Origin of the sequence: Lactobacillus amylolyticus DSM 11664, from assembly GCF_000178475.1 — a bacterium.
Lineage (GTDB): Bacteria > Bacillota > Bacilli > Lactobacillales > Lactobacillaceae > Lactobacillus > Lactobacillus amylolyticus.
This window is the reverse complement of record NZ_ADNY01000038.1, coordinates 1-24,419: the sequence shown is the minus strand read 5'-3', so window position 1 is coordinate 24,419 and position 24,419 is coordinate 1. Positions and strand designations below refer to the sequence as shown.

22 protein-coding genes and 3 pseudogenes are annotated in these 24,419 nt (G+C 38.4%); 22 read left to right on the top strand and 3 right to left on the bottom strand.

The window, feature by feature from the left end; all coding sequences use genetic code 11:
* Positions 1-244 precede the first annotated feature (244 nt).
* The 5 genes and pseudogenes from HMPREF0493_RS04850 (at position 245) to HMPREF0493_RS04830 (ending at position 5,367) form a co-directional block, all read left to right on the top strand.
* Positions 245-1,276, top strand: coding sequence for a sugar-binding transcriptional regulator (locus HMPREF0493_RS04850; protein ID WP_006352184.1), 1,032 nt, complete (start codon positions 245-247; stop codon positions 1,274-1,276).
* 55 nt (positions 1,277-1,331) lie between these two features.
* Positions 1,332-2,348 (top strand): type I glyceraldehyde-3-phosphate dehydrogenase, encoded by a 1,017-nt coding sequence (gene gap, locus HMPREF0493_RS04845; protein ID WP_006352183.1) that lies wholly within the window; start codon positions 1,332-1,334, stop codon positions 2,346-2,348.
* A gap of 110 nt (positions 2,349-2,458) precedes the next feature.
* Complete coding sequence (locus HMPREF0493_RS04840; protein ID WP_006352182.1) at positions 2,459-3,670, top strand: phosphoglycerate kinase; 1,212 nt, start codon at positions 2,459-2,461, stop codon at positions 3,668-3,670.
* 17 nt (positions 3,671-3,687) lie between these two features.
* Complete coding sequence (gene tpiA / locus HMPREF0493_RS04835) at positions 3,688-4,443, top strand: triose-phosphate isomerase (RefSeq protein ID WP_006352181.1); 756 nt, start codon at positions 3,688-3,690, stop codon at positions 4,441-4,443.
* 404 nt (positions 4,444-4,847) lie between these two features.
* Positions 4,848-5,367 (top strand): annotated as a pseudogene (locus HMPREF0493_RS04830) (GNAT family N-acetyltransferase).
* Here HMPREF0493_RS04830 and HMPREF0493_RS04825 read toward each other — a convergent pair.
* The gene (locus HMPREF0493_RS04825; protein ID WP_006352179.1) at positions 5,364-5,882 is read right to left on the bottom strand and encodes an LURP-one-related/scramblase family protein; all 519 of its coding nucleotides are present in this window, start codon (positions 5,880-5,882) and stop codon (positions 5,364-5,366) included. The pseudogene HMPREF0493_RS04830 and the gene HMPREF0493_RS04825 overlap by 4 nt on opposite strands.
* A gap of 11 nt (positions 5,883-5,893) precedes the next feature.
* Positions 5,894-6,757 carry a Cof-type HAD-IIB family hydrolase gene (locus HMPREF0493_RS04820; RefSeq protein WP_006352178.1) on the bottom strand — a complete coding sequence of 288 codons (864 nt, stop codon included), beginning with the start codon at positions 6,755-6,757 and terminating at the stop codon, positions 5,894-5,896.
* 69 nt (positions 6,758-6,826) lie between these two features.
* Between HMPREF0493_RS04820 and HMPREF0493_RS04815 the strand changes: the two genes are divergently transcribed.
* From HMPREF0493_RS04815 to tsaE, 3 genes are read left to right on the top strand one after another with little or no spacing between them, the layout of a single operon-like run.
* Positions 6,827-7,522 carry a uracil-DNA glycosylase gene (locus tag HMPREF0493_RS04815; protein ID WP_006352177.1) on the top strand — a complete coding sequence of 232 codons (696 nt, stop codon included), beginning with the start codon at positions 6,827-6,829 and terminating at the stop codon, positions 7,520-7,522.
* Between the two features lie 18 nt (positions 7,523-7,540).
* A complete protein-coding gene (gene pta, locus HMPREF0493_RS04810; protein WP_006352176.1) occupies positions 7,541-8,527 on the top strand; it encodes a phosphate acetyltransferase in 987 nt (328 codons plus the stop codon).
* Position 8,528: 1 nt separating this feature from the next.
* On the top strand, positions 8,529-9,005 hold the full coding sequence (gene tsaE, locus HMPREF0493_RS04805; RefSeq protein WP_040457245.1) for a tRNA (adenosine(37)-N6)-threonylcarbamoyltransferase complex ATPase subunit type 1 TsaE: 477 nt from the start codon (positions 8,529-8,531) through the stop codon (positions 9,003-9,005).
* Positions 9,006-9,037: 32 nt separating this feature from the next.
* Here the strand turns inward: tsaE and HMPREF0493_RS04800 are convergent, their stop codons facing one another.
* A complete protein-coding gene (locus HMPREF0493_RS04800) occupies positions 9,038-9,571 on the bottom strand; it encodes a 3'-5' exonuclease (RefSeq protein ID WP_006352174.1) in 534 nt (177 codons plus the stop codon).
* Between the two features lie 95 nt (positions 9,572-9,666).
* On the opposite strand from HMPREF0493_RS04800, the gene murB reads away from it, so the two are divergent.
* The 14 genes and pseudogenes from murB (at position 9,667) to HMPREF0493_RS04730 (ending at position 24,386) form a co-directional block, all read left to right on the top strand.
* Positions 9,667-10,560 carry a UDP-N-acetylmuramate dehydrogenase gene (gene murB / locus HMPREF0493_RS04795; protein WP_006352173.1) on the top strand — a complete coding sequence of 298 codons (894 nt, stop codon included), beginning with the start codon at positions 9,667-9,669 and terminating at the stop codon, positions 10,558-10,560.
* Between the two features lie 52 nt (positions 10,561-10,612).
* Positions 10,613-11,713, top strand: coding sequence for an ABC transporter ATP-binding protein (locus HMPREF0493_RS04790; RefSeq protein WP_006352172.1), 1,101 nt, complete (start codon positions 10,613-10,615; stop codon positions 11,711-11,713).
* Positions 11,706-12,524: an ABC transporter permease gene (locus HMPREF0493_RS04785; protein ID WP_006352171.1), complete on the top strand. Its 819-nt coding sequence runs from the start codon at positions 11,706-11,708 to the stop codon at positions 12,522-12,524. Before HMPREF0493_RS04790 ends, HMPREF0493_RS04785 begins: the two co-directional genes overlap by 8 nt.
* Complete coding sequence (locus tag HMPREF0493_RS04780) at positions 12,521-13,333, top strand: ABC transporter permease (protein ID WP_006352170.1); 813 nt, start codon at positions 12,521-12,523, stop codon at positions 13,331-13,333. Before HMPREF0493_RS04785 ends, HMPREF0493_RS04780 begins: the two co-directional genes overlap by 4 nt.
* Entirely contained in the window at positions 13,330-14,403 is a 1,074-nt protein-coding gene (locus HMPREF0493_RS04775; RefSeq protein ID WP_006352169.1) for an ABC transporter substrate-binding protein, read from the top strand. The genes HMPREF0493_RS04780 and HMPREF0493_RS04775 overlap by 4 nt, the downstream gene beginning before the upstream one ends.
* A gap of 40 nt (positions 14,404-14,443) precedes the next feature.
* Positions 14,444-15,289, top strand: a complete 846-nt coding sequence (gene cdaA, locus HMPREF0493_RS04770) for a diadenylate cyclase CdaA (protein WP_006352168.1) — start codon at positions 14,444-14,446, stop codon at positions 15,287-15,289.
* The gene (locus HMPREF0493_RS04765; protein ID WP_006352167.1) at positions 15,286-16,257 is read left to right on the top strand and encodes a CdaR family protein; all 972 of its coding nucleotides are present in this window, start codon (positions 15,286-15,288) and stop codon (positions 16,255-16,257) included. The genes cdaA and HMPREF0493_RS04765 overlap by 4 nt, the downstream gene beginning before the upstream one ends.
* A 26-nt stretch (positions 16,258-16,283) precedes the next feature.
* A complete protein-coding gene (gene glmM / locus HMPREF0493_RS04760; protein WP_006352166.1) occupies positions 16,284-17,636 on the top strand; it encodes a phosphoglucosamine mutase in 1,353 nt (450 codons plus the stop codon).
* A gap of 184 nt (positions 17,637-17,820) precedes the next feature.
* The gene (gene glmS / locus HMPREF0493_RS04755; protein WP_006352165.1) at positions 17,821-19,632 is read left to right on the top strand and encodes a glutamine--fructose-6-phosphate transaminase (isomerizing); all 1,812 of its coding nucleotides are present in this window, start codon (positions 17,821-17,823) and stop codon (positions 19,630-19,632) included.
* A 279-nt stretch (positions 19,633-19,911) separates the two neighbouring features.
* Positions 19,912-21,657, top strand: a pseudogene (locus HMPREF0493_RS08365) (PTS sugar transporter subunit IIA); the annotation flags it as partial.
* 20 nt (positions 21,658-21,677) lie between these two features.
* Positions 21,678-22,256 (top strand): annotated as a pseudogene (locus tag HMPREF0493_RS04745) (mannitol dehydrogenase family protein); the annotation flags it as partial.
* 124 nt (positions 22,257-22,380) lie between these two features.
* Positions 22,381-23,196 (top strand): Cof-type HAD-IIB family hydrolase, encoded by an 816-nt coding sequence (locus HMPREF0493_RS04740; protein ID WP_040457242.1) that lies wholly within the window; start codon positions 22,381-22,383, stop codon positions 23,194-23,196.
* Positions 23,197-23,212: 16 nt separating this feature from the next.
* Complete coding sequence (locus tag HMPREF0493_RS04735; protein WP_006352160.1) at positions 23,213-23,935, top strand: hypothetical protein; 723 nt, start codon at positions 23,213-23,215, stop codon at positions 23,933-23,935.
* Complete coding sequence (locus HMPREF0493_RS04730) at positions 23,928-24,386, top strand: low molecular weight protein-tyrosine-phosphatase (RefSeq protein ID WP_006352159.1); 459 nt, start codon at positions 23,928-23,930, stop codon at positions 24,384-24,386. The genes HMPREF0493_RS04735 and HMPREF0493_RS04730 overlap by 8 nt, the downstream gene beginning before the upstream one ends.
* Positions 24,387-24,419 lie beyond the last annotated feature (33 nt).

Here is a 24,419-nt window from a genome sequence, read left to right as displayed (position 1 = left end):
ACAAACACTATTATATCAAAATATCAGTCTAAATAAAAACCTTTTTACTTAAGTTAGTGTATTTTTAAAATCAGTGAGTTTTTTCTTGAATTGTAAAAAATTCATTGTTATACTAACAGTGTCGATGGGAAATGTAAGAGTGATTAATAAATCGTGACTCCGCGTTTCTCTTATATTTTTAAGCAATCTGGGACACTAAGTGTCACATTAATGGACGAAAGGTGTCCCATGGGAAGGAGAAGCAATGAACTCGGATTTTTCCTTGCTTGAAGCTCTCGTTCCCGATATCTTAAAAGTATTTCGACAAAGATATCTTGTTCTTGAGCAAATTTCACTAAATGCTCCAATTGGGAGAAGAAATGTCGCTCAGCATTTGGGCTTGTCAGAGCGGAATGTTCGTACCGAGACCGAGTATTTAAAAGAGCTTGGCCTAATTGAAATTAAAAGCTTTGGCATGTTTTTAACAGAGAAGGGCAAGAAGACATTAAGAGATGCAGCACCATTTATTGATCGTTTGTTCAATGCTGGTGAAAACGAAGTGAAACTTGCAAAGAGGTTGGGAATCGACCGGACGATAATAGTTCCGGGAGATGCCGATTTGCAAGATCGTGTTTATCAGGAAATGGGTGAAGCATTGAGTTCAGCACTTGATTTGCTTCTTCCATTAGGGCATTCAATCATTACCGTTTTAGGTGGTCAGGCTTTAGCTAACTCGGCAAAGTATTTGTCTGCAAGTTTAGGCAATAATCGTCAGCTTGAGTTTGTGCCTGGACGAGGAGCGCTAGGCGAGAATGTTGCAACACAAAGCAACACAATCGTCCAAGAGATGGCTGCGCAAACACATGGTACTTATAAAGCTTTGTATTTGCCCGAGCAGGTTTCTGCAGCAGCTTATCGTTCATTGATTCGTGAATCATCTATTTCTGATGTGTTGCAAGATATCTCACAAAGCGATGCCGTAATTCATGGTATTGGTTTAGCCCAAGAAATGGCTAAAAGAAGAGGCTATGATTCAATCAAGCTTTCTGAATTGCGTGAGAAAAAAGCGGTCACCGAATGTTTCGGGTGTTTCTTCGATGACCAGGGTAAGATTGTCGACCGCATCACCCAGGTTGGATTGCAGTTTGAGAATCTAAAGAAAATACCTTACATATTTGCCTTTGCTTGTGGCAGCAAGAAAGCTGCTGCGATTAAAGCTTATATGCCAAATGCACCTCGTCAAACCTGGTTGATTACTGATGAGGGTGCCTCAAATATGATTTTAAAGAGGAAGTAATATTCCTGTTTAAAATAAATTGTTGTTTATAGTTCTTAAGGAGGACTTTTAGATTATGACAGTTAAAATTGGTATTAACGGTTTCGGCCGTATCGGTCGTTTAGCATTCCGTCGTATTATGGACTTAGGCGAAAAGACTAAGGACATCGAAGTTGTTGCTATCAACGACTTGACTACTCCAGCAATGTTAGCTTACTTGCTTAAGTACGACACTACTCATGGCACTTTCAACCACGAAGTTTCATCAACTGATGACTCAATCGTTGTTGATGGCAAGAAGTACCGTGTTTACGCAGAACCACAAGCACAAAACATTCCTTGGGTAAAGAACGATGGTGTTGACTTCGTACTTGAATGTACTGGTTTCTACACTAGCAAAGCTAAGTCTCAAGCACACCTTGACGCAGGTGCAAAGCGTGTATTGATCTCAGCTCCAGCCGGCAACGACTTGAAGACTATTGTTTACTCAGTAAACGAAGATACTTTAACTGCTGACGACAAGATTGTTTCAGCTGCTTCATGTACTACTAACTCACTTGCACCAATGGCTAACGCTTTGGACAAGGAATTTGGTATCGAAGTTGCTACTATGACTACTATTCACGCTTACACTGGTACACAAATGACCTTGGATGGTCCTGCACGTAGTGGTAAGGAACAAGATGCTCGTGCAGCTGCCGAAAACATTATTCCACATACTACTGGTTCAGCTAAGGCTATTGGTTTGGTATTGCCAAACTTGAACGGCAAGATGAACGGTCACGCACAACGTGTTCCAGTTCCAGATGGTTCAGAAACTGAATTGGTATCAATCTTGAAGAAGAAGGTTACTGCTGACGAAGTTAACGCAGCTATGAAGAAGTACGAAAGTCCTTCATTTGCTTACAACGCAGACCACATGGTATCAAGCGATGTAATCAACATGACTGCTGGTTCAATCTTTGACCCAACTCAAACTATGGTAACTACTGCAGGTGACAAGCAATTAGTTAAGACTGTTGCTTGGTACGACAACGAATACTCATTCACTTGCCAAATGGTTCGTACTTTGTTACACTTTGCTACTCTTTAATCATTAGTTTAATAATCGATTATAGATAAGCGGTAATTGAGAAGGCGGAGGGAGATTCTTCCTTCCGCCTTTTTTTGAAGAGAAAATAAATTAAGTTCGGAGGAATATTAATGGCTAAATTAATCATTTCTGACCTTGACGTTAAAGGTAAGAAAGTTTTAATGCGTGTTGATTTCAACGTTCCAATTAAGAATGGTGTTATTGGTGATGACAACAGAATTGTTGCTGCTTTGCCAACTATTAAGTACATCATTGAACATGGTGGCAAGGCTATTCTTTTGAGTCACTTGGGCCGTGTAAAGTCTGATGCTGACAAGAAAGAATTGTCATTGAAGCCCGTTGCTAAACGCTTGAGCGAATTGCTTAAGAAGCCTGTAACTTTCGTACCTTCAAACGAAGGCAAGGAAGTTGAAAATGCTATCAACAACATGAAAGATGGCGACGTTGTTGTTCTTGAAAACACTAGATTCCAAGATATCGACAATGACTTCGGCAAACGGGAATCAGGCAACGATCCTAAGCTTGGCGAATACTGGGCAAGCCTTGGTGACATGTTTGTAAACGATGCCTTTGGTACTGCACACAGAAGCCACGCTTCAAACGTTGGTATTGCCACTGCTATGAAGAAAGATGGCAAGCCAGTTGCTGGTGGTTTCTTGATGGAAAAGGAAATCAAATTCTTGGGTAACGCTGTTGCTAACCCAGTACACCCATTCGTAACTATCTTGGGTGGTGCTAAGGTTTCAGACAAGATTGGTGTTATTACTAACTTGATTCCTAAGTCAGACCACATTTTAATCGGCGGTGGTATGGCTTACACCTTCTTAGCAGCTCAAGGCCACAAGATTGGTAAATCATTGTTTGAAAAAGACAAGGTTGACCTTGCTAAGAAGCTTTTGAAAGAAGCTGGCGACAAGATCGTTCTTCCAGTAGACAACGTTGCTGCTACTGAATTTTCTAACGATGCTTCACGTGAAGTTGTTGGTGACGACATTCCTGACAACATGATGGGTCTTGACATCGGTCCTAAGACTGTTGAAAAGTTCAAGGAAATCTTGAAGGATGCTAAGACTGTTGTTTGGAATGGACCAATGGGCGCATTCGAAATGCCAAACTTTGCTAAAGGCACTTTGGAAGTTGGTCGTGCTTTAGCTGACTTAACTGACGCTACTACTATTATCGGTGGTGGTGACTCAACTGCTGCTGCTAAGCAATTAGGTATCGCACCTAAGATTACCCACATTTCAACCGGTGGTGGTGCTTCACTTAACTACCTTGAAGGTAAGGAATTACCTGGTATTGCTTGCATCTCAGATAAGTAAGAAAGGACGATTAATTAATGCGTACACCAATTATTGCTGGTAACTGGAAACTTCACATGAACCCAGAAGAAACTACTGAATTCGTTGAAGCAGTTAAGGACAAGTTGCCAGATCCTGCAAAAGTTGAATCACTTATTTGTGCTCCAGCAGTTGACCTTGATGCTTTGAGAAGAGCAGCTAAGGGTTCAAACTTGCGCATCGGTGCAGAAAACTGCTACTTCGAAGATGAAGGTGCCTTCACCGGTGAAACCTCTCCAAAGGTTTTGAAGGAAATGGGCATGGACTACGTAATTATTGGTCACTCAGAACGTCGTATCTACTTCCACGAAACTGATGAAGACATTAACAAGAAAGCTAAGGCTATTTTTGCTAATGGTTTGAAGCCAATTATTTGCTGTGGCGAATCGCTTGAAACCCGTGAAGCAAACAAGCAAGAAGAATGGGTTGTTAACCAAATCGAGGCTGCTCTTGATGGTTTAACTGCTGACCAAGTTTCTTCACTTGTTATTGCTTATGAACCAATCTGGGCTATTGGTACTGGCAAGACTGCTTCATCTGATCAAGCTGAAGAAATGTGCAAGACTATCCGTGAAACTATCAAGGACTTGTACAATGAAGAAACTGCTGAAAACATTCGTATCCAATACGGTGGTTCTGTAAATCCAGCCAACATTAAGGAATTAATGGCTAAGCCAGATATCGATGGTGGTTTAGTCGGCGGTGCTTCACTTAAGCCTGACTCATACTTAGCTTTGGTAAACTACCAAGACTAATTAAAACTGTCATAAAAAGTCTCTGCAAATGCAGAGGCTTTTTTTATATCTATTAAACAACATATAGATGTTATTATTAGCGATAAGAAAGACTAATAATAAAGCAAATATTAATTCTAAAAATAACTTGCTAATTTAGATCGAAGAAGTATAATGAGAAATGAAAGCAGAACTACACATTAGTTCTACTTTCAAAAGTTCAATCTCTGCCAGTTCCTTATTACTCAAAAAATTATGGCAGATACATCTATATCTATATCACTTTCTTGTAAGGTAGTTATGACAATCAGTCATAGCTGCCTTTTCTTGCATAAAGGATACTTCTTCGTTACCCTTATTATAGTGAGGTGTAAAAACTATGATTTAGAAAAGCTGAAAAATCTGATTTTCCATTTGTTTTCCCGATTTTGCAACGAATTTTTGAGGAAATGGATATGGAAAGCATTAAAAAATTACCTGATCAACTTTTTACGATTTGATGAGACTGGGTTTTATTTCGGAGCATTATCGTTATTCTTATCGTCGCATTTGGGTTGATGCCGATGAAAAGGGCGAGTAAGAGGCATGATTGACATGTATCCTTACTGTGACCAAAAAATTATTAATTTCGTTTTGAAATCAGAATATCCCAAAGCTGGATTGTCCAGCTCAACTGTCATTTTTTCTGACCAAGAGGCCTGGCCGCATGAATGGTATATTGATGCCTTAGCTACTCATCCCGACCATTGGGGTAAAGGTGTAGGCACGCGTTTATTGGATCTAGCCGAAAAAGTAGCAAAAAAGCGGGGTTATCATAAACTGAGCCTAAATGTTGACAAAGAAAACCCTCGTGCTCAAAGTTTATATGAACACAAGGGCTTTAAAACCACTAATTCAATGACTATCGGTGATCGGACTTATGATCACATGATTAAAGAAATTTAGTTAGGCTCAGTTGAAAAACGACCAATCGGTGGGAAAGTTGGTAATCTGAGTGGCGTCACGTGCCACTGAGTAAATAAAACTGAAATTAATAAAATAAACGGAATATCTTCTGGACGTAAAATTTCACAAACCAAATCAACGCCAGAATGTCCGATAATTGTTTTGACACTTGCAACATTTTTAAGTCCTGAGCGAAATGTGTAAGTGCCTTTTTTTATGCTTCCAGTAACTAAATAATTAAGGCGGGTCACGAAGAAAAGGTTGGTTAACTTACTATTGACCTTTTTAACGCTTACCAAAGAGTGATTAACCACATCGATTGAAAAAGACTCAATTAAGCCTGCGCCATCAAAGAATAGGCGACCGATTTCCTGATTTTGAATATTGTATAAGTAAACGGTGTGGTTAGGATTGTCTAGGTTTCCACGAACAATGTATTGAACTTTGCCATTTGGACCGGTTACAGGAATTTGACCATAGGCTTTTTCTTGGTTTAGGTGCAATAAATACTGCATATTGGTCACCTCTATTTTTTGATAAAAACTTTTAAAATCGCTGCAACGCCATTTTCATTATTCGTCTTTGTTTCTAATTGTGCCAGCTTTTTAATTGCAGGAATCGCGTTTCCCATGGCTACGCCAACGCCAGCCTCACGGATCATGCTCTCATCATTAAGATTGTCGCCAATTGCTGCAATTTCTTCGCGTTTAATAGAACGAGTTTTGGCATAATCTAATAAGGCGATGCCTTTTTGTGCCTGCTTGGCATTAATTTCAATGTTGGCAGAAGAACTGGATGAAATTGCCAAACCACCCATCTTGTTCATTTTATTGATAACATCGCTGAAGGCCTCATGACCACGTGAGTCAAAAGCAATGATCTTCATAATTTCTTCGTCTGAATGAGCAAATAATTCCTTGAAGCTAGAAACTTCAGTCATATTCATAATCGACTTGTTACCAGCTGAGATAGCTACGGCCTGTTTAAAGGTGATACCAGGGTTTAAGTCGACCATCAAATGAGCGATATTTGAGATTCGTGCATCGAGATTTTCGGTATAGACATGTTCAGCAGTTAGAATTTCAAAATAAAAATGCTCTTGATGCAGCAAATTAATAACTTGCATTGCCTTTTCATTTTTGATTGCATGCTTGATAATTAACTCACCATCTGTGTTATAAACCAAAGCTCCATTCAGATTGATAAAGCCGGTATGAATGTGTGCATCTTTGAGCAAAACCTTCGATTCTTTTGGTGCCCGTCCAGTTGCTACCAAAAATTCAATTCCACTTTTTTGAGCTTCATGAATGGCCTCAGCATTCTCCTTAGATACGATCATATCACTGTTAAAGAGAGTACCATCTAAATCACAAGCAACTAATTTAATCATAGCTTCCCTCCATAAATTTCTAGTTTCATGATACCATAAAGGTGACTAGAAAAGAGGTTGGAGCTATTAATGAAAGAGCTAATTGGCAATGATTGGGATCAGGTGCTTGATCCGGTTTTTGCAAGTGAAGAGTATCACCATCTGCATGATTTTCTGAAAGAAGAATATTCTACAAAGAAAATTTACCCGGATATGTATCACATTTTTACTGCTTTTAAGTTAACGCCTTTTTCAAAAACAAAGGTTGTCATTCTGGGGCAGGATCCTTATCACAATCCGGGACAAGCAAATGGAATGAGCTTTTCAGTCATGCCTGGGACCACTTTACCGCCATCACTAAAAAATATTTATAAAGAACTATATGATGACGTTGGAGCTCGCCCAGTCAATCATGGCTATCTTAAGAAATGGGCAGATCAAGGCGTATTGTTATTGAATGCTGTCTTAACGGTCCCTTACGGTCATGCTAATGGCCATCAGGGCAAAGGCTGGGAAAAAGTTACTGATGCAGCGATTAAAGCATTGAGTCAGCGTGGCAAGGTGGTCTTCATTTTGTGGGGCCGCTTTGCACAAAACAAGATTCCATTAATTGATCAGGATAAGAACTTTGTTATTAAGTCTGCGCACCCAAGTCCTTTTTCTGCAGATCGAGGATTTTTTGGCTCACGACCATTTTCCCGTTGTAATAATGCGTTGAAAGATTTTGGCGAAACGCCAATTGATTGGCAATTGCCAGAAACAGTTAGTCAAGATGATATAGCATAGCGCTAGAGAGGAATAAATATGAGCGTATTTGATTTATTTAAGACTAAAGTTAAAAATGCAGCTAAGAAGCCAAGATTGGTTTTTCCAGAAGGAACTGATTTAAGAGTTTTAAAGGCAGCAACTAAACTAGAAGCAGAGAAGCTGATTGAAGTTACTTTACTTGGAAGAAAGTCAGAAATTGAAAAATTGGCTTCTGATAATAATTTAGATTTAACCGGTATTAACATTATTGACCCAGACCAATATGCTAATTTTGAAAAAATGTGTCAAAAATTCATCGAGGTTCGTAAAGGCAAGAACACGCTTGATGATGCACATAAGATGCTTAAAGCAGGTAGCTACTTTGGTACCATGCTAGTTAAAATGGACCTGGCGGATGGAATGGTTTCTGGTGCAGCACATTCAACTGCAGATACGGTTCGTCCAGCTTTGCAAATTGTTAAAACAGCTCCAGGCATGCACCGCGTATCTGGTGTGATGATTATGGAACGTGATGATGAACGCTATATCTTTGCTGATTGTGCGATGAACATTGATCCTGATAGTGATACTTTAGCTGAAATTGGTTATGAAGCAGCTAAAATTGCCAAGATGGCCGAAATTGATCCAAAGGTTGCCTTCTTAAGCTTCTCAAGCAAGGGTTCAGCTAAAGGCGATATGGTTACCAAAGTGCAAGATGCTGTTGCTAAATTTAAAGAAGCACATCCAGATATTCCAGCTGATGGTGAATTGCAATTTGATGCTGCTTTTGTTCCAAGCGTTGGTGAAAGAAAAGCACCTGGTTCAAAAGTTGCTGGTCATGCTAATGTCTTTGTTTTTCCAGAACTTCAATCAGGCAATATCGGTTACAAGATTGCGCAAAGGTTAGGCAAATTCACTGCAGTTGGTCCAATTCTTGAAGGTTTGGCTGCTCCAATCAATGATTTGTCACGTGGTGCAAGCAGCGAAGATGTTTATTACATGGGTATTTTGACCGCCGCTCAAACTTTGGCAAAGGATGAATAGAATGAAACTTGAAGTCAATTCAGCTGATGATATGCAGCGCTTAGGTGCAGCTCTGGCTAATAATGCTCAAGCACATGATTTGCTTCTTCTAAATGGAGATTTAGGAGCAGGAAAAACAACGATGACGCAAGGCTTAGGTCGAGCACTGGGAGTTAGAAGACCGGTTAAAAGCCCCACTTTCACAATTGTGCGTGAGTACCGTGAAGCCAAATTGCCCTTATTTCATATGGATTTTTATCGTTTGGAAAGCGATGACTTGTCATCAATTGATCTTAATGGTTATTTAGCTGAGCCAGGATTAGTAGTAATTGAGTGGCCCCAATTAATCATGAAGGATTTGCCAGATGAATATTTGCAATTAATTATTACCCGGGTCGATAATAGTTGGAATTCAACCAAACGAGTTGTCGACTTCCAGCCTCATGGCAAGCGCAATGAAGAATGGGTTAAGGCAGTGCTAGCAGAATATAATCGTTAACAAAAAAGATAGGATCCTAAATCCCATCTTTTTTATATCTGATAAACTAAATTTTTAATTGGCTCATCACCAAATTCTTTATCCTGATTGATCAAGATTTCGGCACAGGCCTCACTGTCGCTTAATGCATTATGATGATGCCAGAGATTAACATTTAAAGCTTCCGAAACCGTATCAAGCTTATGGTCTGGTAAATCTGGTTCGAGCAGTTTGCTGGTCGCCAAAGTATCGATCACCAAATAGTGCGGTTCGCTAATACTATAGCGGGCAAGAGATTGACGCATAACGTTTGTATCGAAGCGTGCGTTATGGGCCGCTACTAACATCCCCGGTTGGTATAAATCTTTTATTTTGGGCCATACCTCTGCCATCGTCGGTGCATCTCGCACATCATCTGCAGTAATTTGATGGACCTCAATGTTGCGGGCGTCAAAGGGCATTTGCGGATTAATAACGGTGTAAAAACGATCGACGATCTCATTATTTCTGACCATAACTAAGGCCAGAGAGCAGGCACTTTCTGGATAATGATTCGCGGTTTCAAAGTCCATTGCAATAAAATTCATCTTTTTTCTCCTTTAAAAAGAGTATATCATATGGTGAAGCTAATGCCGGAATGCGGTAAAATATTAGCAGAACAATAGAGAGAGGGGCACTATTAGTGAAACTGCTTGATTTGAAAAAAGAAGGAATTAACCTGCAGGAGAATATTCCACTTAGTCGGTATACTTTTACCAAAACCGGTGGGGATGCGGAGTATTTATCTTTTCCCAAAAATTTAGATGAACTTAAGCGTCTGGTAAAAGCAGCCAAGGATGAAAACATAGCCCTGACAATTATCGGCAATGCATCTAATTTAATTATTCGCGATGGCGGAATTACTGGTTTGGTCATCATTTTAACTGCAATGAATGAGATTAGCGTCGATGGTAACATTGTTACAGCTTATGCAGGGGCAAAAATCATTGATACGGCTTTTACAGCTGCTAATCACGGCTTGAGCGGAATGGAATTTGCAGCTGGAATTCCCGGTAGCATTGGTGGTGCAATTTTTATGAATGCTGGTGCTTATGGTGGTGAAACGCAAGAAGTAGTTGACCAAGTAACAGTTTTGACCCGTGATGGCGAACTGAAGACCTATTCTAATTCAGAGATGAATTTTTCATATCGTCATTCCAAGGTTCAAGATACAGGAGATATTGTGGTCAAGGCCAGTTTTAAACTTAAAAAGGGCAATAAGAGTCAAATCCTTGATGAAATGCATTATTTGAATGCCTTGCGCCGCTTCAAGCAACCACTTGAATATCCATCTTGCGGCAGCGTCTTCAAACGTCCAAAGGGACATTTTGTAGGACCAATGATTATTAAAGCTGGGCTGCAGGGCAAGCAGATTGGTGGCGCGCAGGATTCAACGAAACATGCTGGTTTCATTGTTAATAAAGGTGGCGCTACAGCAACCGATTATCTTGATTTAATTCATTTGATTCAAAAAGTAATCAAAGAAAAATATAATATCGATCTTCATACTGAGGTAAGAATTATCGGAAATAAATAAAAAATGCAGCTACAGGCTGAAAAAGCTTGTGGCTCTTTTTTAGGTGAGAATAATGAACATAATTGAACTTAAGCATGTAAACAAACGCTATGATGATGGCTTTGTGGCTTTAAAAGATATCAATCTTAAAATTGAATCAGGGAAATTTTATTCGCTGTTGGGTCCTAGTGGTTCAGGAAAATCAACAATTTTGAGAATTATTGCTGGTTTTAGTCAGCCGACTGAAGGAAGGGTCTTTTTTGCAGGCAAAGATATTACAGATCTTGATCCAGCTAAGAGACAAATTAATACCGTTTTTCAAAATTATGCGCTTTTTTCACATTTAAATGTTTTTGATAATGTTGCATTTGGACTGAAAATTAAAAAAAGGCCATTGCGCGAAATCAAACCAATTGTCAAAGATGCTTTAAAAATGGTGCGTCTTGAAGGTTACGCCAATCGTGAAATATCTGAACTAAGCGGCGGTCAGCAGCAAAGAGTGGCAATTGCTCGAGCTATTGTGAATGAGCCCAAGGTTTTGCTACTTGATGAATCTTTGTCAGCTCTTGATAAAAGACTTCGTAAGGAAATGCAATTTGAACTGCGTGCTATTCAAAAGAAATTAGGAATTACATTTATTTTTGTTACTCATGATCAGGAAGAAGCCTTATCAATGAGCGACGAGATTTTTGTTCTGAATAATGGTCGCATTGAGCAAAATGGTTCGCCAATCGATATTTATGATGAACCGATCAATGATTTTGTCGCTCGTTTCATCGGCAATTCCAATATCTTGCCTGGCCGTATGATTAAAGATTATGAAGTTGAGTTTGCCAACCAACGCTTTAAATGTGCTGATGCGGGGATGAAGGCCAATGAAAAAGTAGAAATAGTTATTCGTCCAGAGGATTTGGATATCACTAGTCCTGAGAAGGGAAAACTGGTAGTGACGGCTCAAACCCAGCTTTTCCTGGGTGATCACTTCGAGATTAAGGCAGTAGATGCAGATGAAAATGAATGGCTCATTCATTCAACCAATGGCTGCAAGCTTAACCAGCGCATTGGCCTCTATTTTGATCCAGAAGATATTCACGTTATGCGTTTGCATGAGAGTCAAAAAGATTTCAACGCTCGATTAGAGAGCTATGAAGATGAGGAGCACGACAATGACTGATAAAAAGACACGCACGTTGTTTATAGTGCCGTATTTGCTCTGGATTATCTTGTTCGTGATTTTGCCAATGTTGCTCATTTTGTGGTATTCGCTAACTGATAGCAGTCACCACTTTACCTTAAACAATTTTGTCCAGTTCTTTCGCAACGGTATTTTTTTAAGAATGATGCTCAATTCATTTTGGTATGCGTTTTTAATCACTTTAGTGACTCTACTTATTTCATATCCGGCTGCTTATTTTTTAACCAGGGTTAAAAACAGCCAAATCTGGCTGCTGCTAATTATCCTGCCTACCTGGATCAACTTGCTTTTAAAGGCATATGCTTTTATTGGAATTTTCAGCAATGGTGGTTTGTTTAATCAATTTCTACATTTATTTGGTATTGGGCCAGTAAACTTTTTGTTTACAGATTTTGCTTTTATTTTTGTAGCTACCTATATTGAAATTCCGTTCATGATTCTGCCAATCTATAGTGCGATCAAAGATATCAACCCGGCTGTTGTTCAAGCCTCTGAAGATTTAGGAGCAAGCAGATGGCAAACGTTTAAATATATTTTGTGGCCTTTGTCATGGCCTGGCGTTGAAAGTGGTATTCAAGCAATTTTTATTCCATCTCTTTCACTCTTTATGCTGACAAGATTAATCGGCGGAAATCGCGTGATTACGTTAGGGACCGCAATTGAAGAGTATTTTATGACGACTATGAATTGGAATATGGGTGCAACTATTGGAGTAGTATTAATTTTCTTAATGGTTGTAGTGATGCTTATTACGGGTAGAAAAAGACGGAGAAAGAAGGTAAATTTATGAAAAGCAAACACTTTGTGGCCAAGTTTTATCTGATTTTTGTACTGGTTGTTTTATATGTGCCTATTTTTTATTTAATTTACTTTTCTTTTTCCAGTGGTCGAAATATGAACAAGTTTGAGCATTTCACGTGGATGCACTACCAAACTTTGTTTCAGGATAACCGTCTGCTAGCTATTTTTTTGGAAACAATTTTGTTGGCTTTGTTGTCTAGTTTGATTGCTACGATTGTTGGCACGCTAGGAGCAATTGCAATTGCCGGTTTGCAGAAAAAATGGCAGCAGAAGACTTTGCTGGCTTTAAACAATGTCTTGATAGTTTCGCCAGATGTAATCATTGGTGCCAGTTTTCTGATTTTCTTTACCGCCTTGGGAATAGGATTAAATTTCGGTTCAGTTTTACTCAGTCATATTGCCTTCTCGATTCCGATCGTAGTTTTAATGGTTTTGCCGCGACTGAAAGAACTAGATTACTCACTAATCGACGCTGCTCGAGATTTAGGTGCAAACAACTACCAAGTTTTCAGCAATGTCATGATTCCGGCATTGATGCCAGGAATTTTTGCGGGGATGTTCATGGCTCTAACTTATTCGCTGGATGATTTTGGGGTGACATTCTTTGTTACGGGCAACGGTTTTTCAACCCTATCTGTTGAAATTTATTCGCGGGCTCGTCAAGGAATAGATTTGGAAATAAACGCGTTAAGCACGGTAATGTTTTTGTTTGTTTTGCTTTTGGTAGGAATTTATTACTTCATCACTACTAGAAAAGGTCGCAAAGGACGCAAAATGGTGGGAGGACTGATTAAATGAAGAAGATTATTTGGTCAATCATCTGTGTTCTGCTGGCTTGTGCAGGCTTAGGCTATTTATCTTATCGTCTTCAAAAGCCAAGCGTTGAAGCGAAAAAACAAAATCTGATCATTTATAATTGGGGTGATTACCTTGATCCCAATTTGATTACGAAATTTGAAAAACAGACGGGTTATCATGTTGTCTATGAGACTTTTGATTCAAATGAAGCAATGTATACTAAGATCAAGCAAGGCGGAACTGCTTATGATATTACTGTTCCTTCGGATTATATGGTTTCGAAGATGAAGAAAGCCCATCTGCTGGACAAAATTGACCGCGATAAGATTCCTAATCTTAAATATATTGGTACTAGTTTTTTAAAGAAATCATTTGATCCCAATAATGATTATTCAATTCCGTATTTCTGGGGGACGCTTGGGATTGTTTATAATGATAAATACATCAAGAAGGGGTCAATTACTTCTTGGAACGATCTTTGGCGCAAAAAATACCGTCGGCAGATATTGCTCATTGATTCGGCCAGAGATGCAATGGGGCTTTCATTAGCCTCAATGGGTTATTCAATGAACAGCACGAATAATCTGAAATTAAAGCTGGCCCAGACTAAGCTGAATGGGTTAGGAAATAACATCAAGGCAATTATTGCTGATGAAATGAAAATGTATATGATTCAAAATGAAGCAGCGATTGGGGTAACCTGGTCAGGCGAAGCTCATGAAATGATGGAGAGCAATTCGCACTTGCACTATGTTATTCCTAAACCAGCATCCAACCTTTGGTTTGACAATCTGGTTATTCCCAAAACGGCTAAAAACAAGAAGGCCGCCTATGAATTTATTAATTTCATGCTTGAACCCGAAAACGCTGCTCAAAATGCTAAATACATTGGTTATGCAACGCCAAACACTGCGGCGCAAAAATTATTGCCAAAAAAGACAAGAAACGACCGTCAATTTTATCCTTCTGCTAAAACCTTAAGTCATTTGCAAGTCTATCAAGATTTAGGCAACAAAGTAACGCAGGAATATAATGATTTATTCCTGGAATTTAAAATGTATGCACGCTAATTTTAGTTATAATTAAAAGTGTGAAAAGAAAGGAGCAGCAATGAACAATTTCAACATAGCTGATCTATGGACTTGGAATAATTTTTCAATTGCCCTGGATGTGCTAATCATCTGGTATCTTGTATACCGCTTAATTATGCTGATTAGAGGTACCAAAGCGGTTCAATTAGCCAAAGGGATTGTGTTAATCTTTATTATCAGAATCATCGCTGGCTTTTTAAACTTGCGTGCTCTGACCTATATTGTTGATCAGATTGTATCTTGGGCAGTTGTTGGAATTATTGTTATTTTCCAGCCCGAAATTCGGCGTGGTCTTGAAAATTTAGGCCGTATGCCGATGTTCAATGGCAGAGAAAATAGTGCTCATGATCGGTCCGTACGTTTAGTACAAGAACTAGATAAAGCCATTCAATACATGTCTAAAAGAAGAATTGGTGCATTGATTACGATTCAACAAGAGACCGGTCTTGAGGACTATATTGAAACGGGAATTAAGTTGGATGCCGACGTAACGGGCGAATTGTTAATCAACATCTTTATTCCAAATACTCCGCTTCATGATGGTGCCGTAATTATCAACAATAATCGAATTGCTGTTGCTGCTGCTTATCTGCCTTTGTCAGACAGCAACATGATTCCTAAACGTTTGGGTACCCGTCACCGTGCCGCCGTCGGAATTTCTGAAGTAACGGATGCTATTACAATCGTTGTTTCTGAAGAGACCGGTGGAGTAACGATTACAAGAAATGGTCGTTTCCTTTTAGATTTAACCAGAGACGAATATCTGAAATATTTGAATGCTGAATTAGTGCCAAAAGAAGAAAAAAAGCGCAAATGGTATCAAAAACTTTTGGATAAAATTTGGAAATGGGGTGCCGATCGATGAAGAATTTTTGGAATAAACCATGGTTTATTCGCATTGTTTCTTTATTGCTGGCTGTATTAATCGTTATTTATATTGATTCCACCCAAACTGGTTTTTTAACTCAGGGCGAAAGCAGCAAAACAAGACAGACGGCAACCGAGACGCAAACGATCAAAGTTCCATTGCAGGTATTAGTTGATACTGATAAGTATTATGTTGTGGGCTATCCCGAAAAAGTTAAAGTTACTCTTGAAGGTTCAAATGCTTTGGTGACTTCAACCGTTAATACGCAAAATTTCCGTGCGTACATTGATTTAACCAAGAAAAAAGTTGGTGTACATACTGTTAAGGTTCAAATCACTGGCTTGAATAAGCAGCTGTCGTATTCGATTAATCCCAAAACTATAAAAGTTAATATTCAAAGGCGAAAATCTACCACCATGCCAGTGCGAATAGAGTATAATAAAAATGCTGTGGCCGCCGGTTATCATGTTGGCAAGACGAGTGTCAGTCCAAGTCAAGTCGAAGTAACCGGTGCTAAAGGAGAGGTAAATCAGATTGACCAGATAGTTGCCAAGGTTACTTTGCCGAATAATATTAATCACAATTATGAGCGGGAGGTAATGCTAGTTGCTGAAGATAAAAAGGGTCGCCAATTGAATGTCATCATTCAGCCAGCCGCTGCGCGGGTCTCGATCCCAATTTCGATTGCTAAGAAAACCGTTAAGTTGAGTCTGAGTTCAAAGAATGAAGAAAGCAATCGGGTATATTCAGTTACTGCTAAGCAAAACAACATTGTTTTGTACGGAAATGAATCTGTTTTGAAGAAGTTGAGTAAAATCAAATTAATTGTCAATTTGAAAAATATTACTTCTTCAACCAGCAAAACATATCAGATAAAATTACCGAAGGGTGTAGTTAGAGCAGAGCCAAGTTCTGTTCAAATTCAAATAAAAGTTAAAGAGACAAGTAGTTCAAAGCAAAATTAAAATACTTGGGAGAGGTTGTTTTTTAAATGTTGAAATATTTTGGAACAGATGGTGTACGTGGTGTTGCTAATCAAAGCTTAACTCCAGAAATGGCTTTTAAGCTTGGCCGTGATGGTGGCTATGTTTTGACTAAAGAAAAAGAAGATGGCAAGCAAGCTCGCGTTCTTGTTTCTCGTGATACACGTATTTCTGGTCAAATGCTTGAATACGCACTGATTTCTGGTTTGCTTTCTGTCGGAATTGAAGTTTTGGAAGTTGGTGTCATTACTACCCCAGGACTTTCTTACTTGGTTCGTGCACAAGGTGCAGATGCAGGTGTTCAAATTTCTGCTTCACATAACCCAGTAGAAGACAATGGGATTAAGTTCTTTGGTAGCGATGGTTTAAAGCTTTCAGATGCAATGGAAGAAGATATCGAGAAATTAATCGATGCTAAGGAAGATACTTTACCTCGTCCATCTGCTAAAGGCTTAGGGACTGTTACTGATTTCCACGAAGGCAGCAGCAAGTACTTACAATTTATTGAAAATACTATTCCTGAAGACTTGGGTGGTATCAAAGTTGTAATCGACGGTGCCAATGGTGCTTCAAGTGCTTTGATTTCTAGATTGTTTGCTGATTGTGGCGTTGATTTTACTACCATTGCTACTCATCCAGATGGGTTAAACATTAATGATCATGTTGGTGCAACCCATACTGAAAAGCTTCAAAAAGAAGTCGTTAAACAAGGTGCACAACTTGGTTTAGCCTTTGATGGTGATGCCGACCGTTGTATTGCTGTTGATGAAAATGGTAATGAAGTTGACGGTGACCACATTATGTACGTAATCGGTACCTACTTAGCTGAACATGGACGTTTAAAGAAGGATACCATTGTTACTACTGTTATGAGTAACTTAGGCTTTACCAAGGCTCTTGAAAGAAAGGGCTTGAAGAATGTCCGTACTCAAGTTGGTGACCGCTATGTTTCAGAAGAAATGCGTGCCCATGGTTATAACCTTGGTGGTGAACAATCAGGTCACGTTATTATGAGCGATTATCATAATACTGGTGATGGTATGTTAACTGGTCTTCATTTAATGTTAGTCATGAAGAAGACAGGCAAGTCACTTTCCGAATTGTTAACTGACTTTAAAGAATATCCACAACAATTGATCAATGTTCCAGTGAAGGATAAGAAGACTTGGAAGGAACACCAACCAATTTTGGATGCAATCGCTGAAGTAGAAAAGAACTTGAATGGCGAAGGCAGAATTTTTGTAAGACCTTCAGGTACTCAAGCTTTGCTTAGAGTAATGACTGAAGCTCCAACTCAAGAATTAGCTGATAAGTATTGTCAACAAGTTGCTGACGTGGTTAAGAGCGAAATGGGTGCTTAACCAGTTGAGTGACAACAAGAAGAGAAACCTAGAGAAATCTGGGTTTCTTTTTTATATAAAGAATATACCAATTTTAAAATAATATCCTTGACCAATTTTATAAAAAAGGCTATTATTGCACCTGTAACAATAAATATTAACTAGTCCATTCAAAAATATTGAACTAGACCAAAGGAGAAAAAATATGTGCGGAATTGTTGGTGTTGTTGGTAAACCAGCCAGAGATATTATCTTAAATGGATTAACAAATCTTGAATACCGTGGCTATGATTCAGCTGGTATTTACTTAAATGATTTAAATGGTAATGAATACTTAACTAAAGCAGTTGGTCGTATTTCCAATTTAAAAGAAAAGTTAACTCCAGATGAACAAGGATTAGTTGGAATTGGTCATACTCGTTGGGCAACTCACGGCAAGCCAACTGTTGACAACGCTCACCCACATTATGATGAAACTAAACGTTTCTACTTGGTTCACAATGGTGTGATCGAAAACTACATGGAATTGAAGGAAAAATACTTACAAGGTGTTAAATTCCATTCAGATACTGATACTGAAGTAGTTGTTCAATTAATTAGCAAGATTGCTCGTGATGAAAACTTAGATGCTTTCGCTGCATTCAAGAAGGCTTTGAAGCTTGTTAAAGGTTCTTACGCATTCTTACTTGTTGATAATACTGAACCAGATCATGTTTTCATCGCTAAAAACAAATCACCAATGATGCTTGGTTTAGGAGATGGCTTTAACATTATTGCTTCAGATGCTATTTCTGTATTGGATCAAACCAAGACTTTCGTTGACTTGCAAGATGGTGATGTTGGTGACATCACCAAGGATAGTTACACGATTGAAACTATTGATGGCAAGAAGGTAACCCGTGAACCACACGTTTTGAACATTGATCCAAACGCAGCTTCTAAGGGCACTTACGAATTCTACATGTTAAAGGAAATTGATGAACAACCAGGCGTAATGCGTCACATGTCTCAACATTACCTTGATGAAAATGGTGAACCAAAGGTTGATCAAAAGATCATTGATGCTGTTTCTCAAGCTGATCGCCTTTATATTTTCGCTGCCGGTACTAGTTACCATGCAGGTTTAGTTGGTAAGTCAATTTTTGAACATTATACTGGCATTCCAACAGAAGTTGGCTATGCTTCAGAAGCTGGGTACCACTTCCCAATGATGAGCAAGCACCCATTCTTCATCTTCTTAACTCAATCAGGTGAAACCGCCGACTCACGTGTTGTATTGAAGGAAGCAAATAAACGTGGTATTCCAAGCTTAACAATGACAAACGTTGAAGGTTCAACCTTGTCACGTGAAGCCAACTACACTATGCTTTTAGGAGCCGGTCCTGAAATTGCCGTTGCTTCAACTAAGGCTTATACCGCTCAAGTTGCCTTACAAGCTGTTTTAGCTAAGGCATTGGGTGAAAAATTAGGCGTCAAAGAAGCTAAAGATTGGGATTTGCAACATGATTTAGCTATTGCTGCTGAAGGTATTCAACAAATTGTTGATGGTAAAGAAAAACTTGAAAAGTTAGCTAAGAAATACTTGGTACCATCAAGAAATGCCTTCTACATCGGTCGTGGTATTGATCATGCAGTTGCTCTGGAAGGTGCTTTGAAGTTAAAGGAAGTTTCCTACATTCAAACTGAAGGTTTTGCTGCCGCTGAACTTAAGCACGGAACTATTTCATTGATTGAAAAAGGTACGCCAGTTATCGCTTTGATTAATGATCCAGTTACGGCAGACTTGACTCGTGGCAATATTCAAGAAGTAGTTTCTCGTGGTGCAAGCATTATCACTATTGTTGGTAAGAAGTTTGCAAATGACGAAGATACAATTGTTTTGCCAGACATCAATTACTACATGTCAGCTTTGTTAACAGTTGTTCCAACCCAACTTCTTGCTTACTATGCATCTAAGAACAAGGGCTTGGATGTTGATAAGCCACGTAACTTGGCTAAGAGTGTTACTGTTGAATAGTCATTAAATCAATAAAATCAAGAGAACGGATTTTGAATCTGTTCTCTTTTTTGTTCTTGGGTATAATCATAGATAAGAAGTGGTAGTGAAAAATAAAGGTTGATTAGGATGAATTTTTTAACAGATAGACAAAAGCAGATTTTGGCTGTTCTAGCTGCAAGTCCTGCGGGTTTGACAATTAAAGAATTAGAAGAACGTGTTGGGGTAAGTCGGCGAATATCTATCGCGAATTTAAAAATTTGCGTTCAGCTTTAGCCCAAGAAGGCCTAGAAATAAGCAATGAGAAGAAAAAAATATAGTTTACAAGGCGACCAGCCCGCTCTTAAAAAATTAAATGTCTCGGTACAAAAAGTACAGGGACAAATGACCATGACAGTGGCTGAACGAGAAAATGCCATTGCGGCGAGTTTGTTATTGGCAAATGAGCCATGCAAAATAATTCAATTAGCGCTTGATTTAAATGTCAGTGAAGCCACTATTCAAAATGACCTGGATGTAGTTGAAAAATCCTTGGCCGAGTATAAAATCAGTTTGATTAGAAAAAAGGGAGTAGGAATTTCGGTTGCAAGTCCGGAAAGTGAACGGCGTCAGGTTTTAATTGGAATTTTATTAAGTGAAATCAATGACTATGATTTCTTTCGTTACTTGCATCATGAACAAGATGATCCTAACTATTTTTTACGGCTGCTAAATCGAGATACATTAGTTGACGTTAAGGAATGCTTAGATAAAAGCGTTTTTAGCAATATTAAATTAGATTCCGATTATCAAATTATTGAAGTGATTTTGGCATTTACCGTCTCAATCATGCGTATTGACGAAGGCTATTCTGCTGAGCTAGTGAAGCCTGCTCATGATTCTTTAAGATATCAGGGCTATGTTTTCAAATTTATGTCACTGTATTCAAAAATTAAGAGCGTAGCAGTCTCACCTAATGACATTACTTATTTAGCCAATAAGGTCATGAATTGCGATCATCGCCAATCAGTTTTGTCATATGATAGTGACCATGAATTGGAAGTTTCCGTTAAAGTAAAAAACTATGTTAAAAATGTTTCAGAACAAATGCACTGGAACTTCCAAAAAAATCCTAATTTTGTCAATCGGCTAACTCAGCACATTCTTAGTTTGAGCGAGCATCGCGTCACGCCATTGCCCAATACGCGAATAGAAATGCTGGCAGGACTTAGCAATCGCTTTAGCGATTTATATCAGGTGGTCAAAGAAAGCTGGATTAAAGAATTTCCGCAATCGCAGCTTACAAATTCTGAAATGCAGCTTGTATTGCTCTATTTTGCCAATGAATATACCAGCAGAAAAAACAGTCAATCCTTAAGTGCTTTGGTAATCTGTGAAAATGGGATAGGTACTTCAGCAATTTTAGGGGCAAGATTAAAGCAGAAATTCCCAGAAATTAAGCATATTAAATTAAGTCGTGTTTCAAATTTGGCCGAACTTGATTTGCAAAAATATGATCTTATTCTTTCAACACTGGAGTTAAAAGGTCTTTCACGCGATTATTTATTAGTCAGTCCTTTGCTTCTTGATGATGAGATCAACCACATTCATTCTTATATCAAGGAATATGAGCAAAAATTCCCTGCAGAAGCTTCAATGAATCAGCAGCCTGCTCAAAATGGTGGAAGCCATGCTGTTGAAAAGCTCTCACAATTTTCAATCAGTACTTTATTTTGCTCGGACTTGGTCAATGGCATCAAGGTTCAGCGTCTGGAATATAATGCTGAGGATCTAATTGCAATTGTGCAGGAGTGCTTGGCTCATTCAGATCGGAGTCTAATTAAGAACCAACTCTCAGTAGCCAAAAGACTATTAAAGAGAATCAGGCTTGCTCCAGTTGGTATTCCAAACAGTCACCTTGCCTTGCTCCATACAAGCAGTCCTGATATTACGCGGTGTTCATTTACAATTTTTGATTTAGATAATGAAATTACTCTGGCAGCAATGGACCATAATGAAATTCAGGTAAAACGCGTTCTGCTAATGCTTGGGCCTGAGGACCTTTCTGAGGTTGAGCAGGGAGTGGTGTTGATTACGCTCCAGACCTTGAACCTTACATTGAAAGAAAATTGTTCTCAGTTAATACTGGTCACGCAACTGTTGCCTACACTGGCAAGAACTTGGACTACTCAACAATTGGTGATGCAATTAAAGATCCATTTGTTTTGAAGCAAGTTAAGAGAGTTTTGAGCGAAACCCGTTCACTTTTGTACCACAAGTGGAACAAGGAATTTACTGAAGAAAGTTTGGAAGAATACCACAACAAGATTTTGAGCAGATTCCAAAACCCATACATTTCAGATGATATTGCTCGTGTAGGTAGAACTCCAATCCGTAAGTTGGGTTACAACGAAAGATTTATTCGTCCAATTCGTGAATTGAAGGAAAGAAACTTGGACTATAGCGCTTTGATGGAAACTGTTGGTAGAATTTACCACTTTGACGAACCTAAGGACAAGGAAAGCGTTAAATTGATGCAAATGCTTAAAGATGAAGATCTTAAGGACGTCATTGTTGAAACCACCGGCTTGAAGGATGATCCAGAATTGGTTGACGAAATCGTTAAGTCTTACCACAACGCTGAAAAAGACGAAAAGAAAGCCTAATTAAAAAATAAAAGTTTTAAGCAATAAATATCCATTCAAATAAACTTTAAAAAGTCGTGAGGAAACTCACGGCTTTTTGTATAATAAAAAAGAAGATTAAATTTTGGTAAAGGAGGAAGAATGGATGGCTATCAAATTAATCGCGGTTGATCTGGATGGAACATTATTAACAACTTCAAATACAATATCAGCAGAAACACAGAGAACTTTGCAAGAAGCTAAAAATCAAGGAATAAAAATTGTCCTTGTGTCTGGCAGGCCATTATCTGGTGTAATGCCTTATGAAGATATCCTTGGCTTAAAAGGTGAAAAACAATATGCGATCGTCTTCAATGGTGCGGTAGTTCAAAATTTGGCAGGCGATGTCTTAATGAGTCAAGAAATGGATTATCACGATTTTAATACCATGCTTCGTCTGCAAAGGTTAAGTCATGTTAATTTGCATTTTGAAACAACCAAATGTTTTTGGACGCTAGATCGTAATCTTTCAGTACAAATGCAAATTAACGCGGCTTTAACTAATAATGAATTGCGCGTAAGAAATCGTGATGAAATCCCTAAAGATTTTACCTTCAATAAAGTTGGCTTTACTTGTGCCAAAGATAGTGATCAAATTGCTAAATTATGGGGATCTTTGCCAGAATGGACTTTTGAATCCTATGATATTGTTCGCAGTCTGGACAATTGTATTGAGATTAATGCAATTGGTGCTTCAAAAGGCAATGCGGTTATGGACTTAGCTTCTAGATTAAAAATCAATCCTAAAGATGTCATGATTTTTGGCGATCAGGGCAATGATTTATCGATGTTTGAGAATCCTGATTTTAAAAAGATTGCAATGGGAAACGCAATTAGTTCAATTAAAGAAAAAGCTGATTTTGTTACTGATGATAATAATCATAATGGAATTGCCAAGGCGTTAAAGAAGTTTGTAATTTAGTGGAAGTTTGTTGTAAATGAAATATGGTTCTAGAATAATTAGATTAGTTGCGATTTTATTGGCTGGCTTGTCTTTGTATTTTTTACTTTTAAGTTCGGCTACTATCAAAATTGATAATACGCATGAGATGGCAAGAACGGTTATTAATCGCTCTTTTTCTAAATCTGAAGATGCCGAGATTAAAAGCGGCGTCGAAATTGTCAAAGAATCTGGTTTGGAGGATTTGCTGATTAGTGGCTTGCCTAAGCACGTCAATTTAAAATTTTCTTATGCAGATGTTTATCATTTAACTAGCGTTTATGATGATAAGGGGAAGGTAAGTACAGGAGATTTAGGCCTTAAGGCCAAAAATCGTTTGGAAGATGTAATCAATCGTTTTATTGTTGAAGCAATCAATGCTAAATTACGTGAAGAATCTAGGCAGGTTCACCATTTGATTAGCATTTATCGTTACTCAATTTTTGTCATTATTTTGCTTTATATTCTGAGTACAGTTTTAATGTGGCTCAAACGGTATACTGCTTCGATTCCGCTTCTGCTGGGTTCCATAATTTCTTTTGGAGCATTGTGGTATTTCTGCAACGAGGCAAATAATGAGTTGCAGAGCACGGTTTACAAGGGTATTTCAATTCAGCTTGAGGCCGGTATTTGGACAGGGTTAATCATAGGCATTGTTTTAGCTATTGCTTGGCTGTTTTTGTTAAAATGGATAAAAAGGAATGATGCTTCACATGCATAAAATATTGTTTGTTTGTCATGGTAATATATGTCGTTCACCCATGGCTGAGTTTGTCATGAAGGATTTGGTTCATCAGAATAAATTAGGTGATCAATATTTGATTGATTTCGCTGCTGCTACTAACGATGCTGTAGGACATGCAATGGACATGAGAGCAAAGCGTGAATTAGAAAAACAAGGTGTCCCTTATGGTGAGCATATTGCAAGGAAAATGGTCAGGGATGATTATCAAAAGTATGATTATCTAATCTGTATGGATGAAGAAAACTTTATGGATATGAATCAAATTACTGGTGGCGATCCTGATCATAAAGAATATAAATTGCTTTATTTTGCCGACGATTATGGTGATATCGATGATCCATGGTACACTAATGATTTTGATGCCGCTTTTAGACAAATAAAAAAAGCCTGTGCAGCCTTGTTGACTTATATTCAGTCAAAAAAATAAAATGTCTGTTTTGCAGGCATTTTATTTTTTTTA

What these genes read in the sequence shown, in the direction of transcription:
- HMPREF0493_RS04850 (WP_006352184.1), top strand. Translation starts at nt 245, where the DNA reads ATGAACTCGGATTTTTCCTTGCTTGAAGCTCTCGTTCCCGATATCTTA.
- gap (WP_006352183.1), top strand. Translation starts at nt 1,332, where the DNA reads ATGACAGTTAAAATTGGTATTAACGGTTTCGGCCGTATCGGTCGTTTA.
- HMPREF0493_RS04840 (WP_006352182.1), top strand. Translation starts at nt 2,459, where the DNA reads ATGGCTAAATTAATCATTTCTGACCTTGACGTTAAAGGTAAGAAAGTT.
- tpiA (WP_006352181.1), top strand. Translation starts at nt 3,688, where the DNA reads ATGCGTACACCAATTATTGCTGGTAACTGGAAACTTCACATGAACCCA.
- HMPREF0493_RS04825 (WP_006352179.1), bottom strand. Translation starts at nt 5,882, where the DNA reads ATGCAGTATTTATTGCACCTAAACCAAGAAAAAGCCTATGGTCAAATT.
- HMPREF0493_RS04820 (WP_006352178.1), bottom strand. Translation starts at nt 6,757, where the DNA reads ATGATTAAATTAGTTGCTTGTGATTTAGATGGTACTCTCTTTAACAGT.
- HMPREF0493_RS04815 (WP_006352177.1), top strand. Translation starts at nt 6,827, where the DNA reads ATGAAAGAGCTAATTGGCAATGATTGGGATCAGGTGCTTGATCCGGTT.
- pta (WP_006352176.1), top strand. Translation starts at nt 7,541, where the DNA reads ATGAGCGTATTTGATTTATTTAAGACTAAAGTTAAAAATGCAGCTAAG.
- tsaE (WP_040457245.1), top strand. Translation starts at nt 8,529, where the DNA reads ATGAAACTTGAAGTCAATTCAGCTGATGATATGCAGCGCTTAGGTGCA.
- HMPREF0493_RS04800 (WP_006352174.1), bottom strand. Translation starts at nt 9,571, where the DNA reads ATGAATTTTATTGCAATGGACTTTGAAACCGCGAATCATTATCCAGAA.
- HMPREF0493_RS04790 (WP_006352172.1), top strand. Translation starts at nt 10,613, where the DNA reads ATGAACATAATTGAACTTAAGCATGTAAACAAACGCTATGATGATGGC.
- HMPREF0493_RS04785 (WP_006352171.1), top strand. Translation starts at nt 11,706, where the DNA reads ATGACTGATAAAAAGACACGCACGTTGTTTATAGTGCCGTATTTGCTC.
- HMPREF0493_RS04780 (WP_006352170.1), top strand. Translation starts at nt 12,521, where the DNA reads ATGAAAAGCAAACACTTTGTGGCCAAGTTTTATCTGATTTTTGTACTG.
- HMPREF0493_RS04775 (WP_006352169.1), top strand. Translation starts at nt 13,330, where the DNA reads ATGAAGAAGATTATTTGGTCAATCATCTGTGTTCTGCTGGCTTGTGCA.
- cdaA (WP_006352168.1), top strand. Translation starts at nt 14,444, where the DNA reads ATGAACAATTTCAACATAGCTGATCTATGGACTTGGAATAATTTTTCA.
- HMPREF0493_RS04765 (WP_006352167.1), top strand. Translation starts at nt 15,286, where the DNA reads ATGAAGAATTTTTGGAATAAACCATGGTTTATTCGCATTGTTTCTTTA.
- glmM (WP_006352166.1), top strand. Translation starts at nt 16,284, where the DNA reads ATGTTGAAATATTTTGGAACAGATGGTGTACGTGGTGTTGCTAATCAA.
- glmS (WP_006352165.1), top strand. Translation starts at nt 17,821, where the DNA reads ATGTGCGGAATTGTTGGTGTTGTTGGTAAACCAGCCAGAGATATTATC.
- HMPREF0493_RS04740 (WP_040457242.1), top strand. Translation starts at nt 22,381, where the DNA reads ATGGCTATCAAATTAATCGCGGTTGATCTGGATGGAACATTATTAACA.
- HMPREF0493_RS04735 (WP_006352160.1), top strand. Translation starts at nt 23,213, where the DNA reads ATGAAATATGGTTCTAGAATAATTAGATTAGTTGCGATTTTATTGGCT.
- HMPREF0493_RS04730 (WP_006352159.1), top strand. Translation starts at nt 23,928, where the DNA reads ATGCATAAAATATTGTTTGTTTGTCATGGTAATATATGTCGTTCACCC.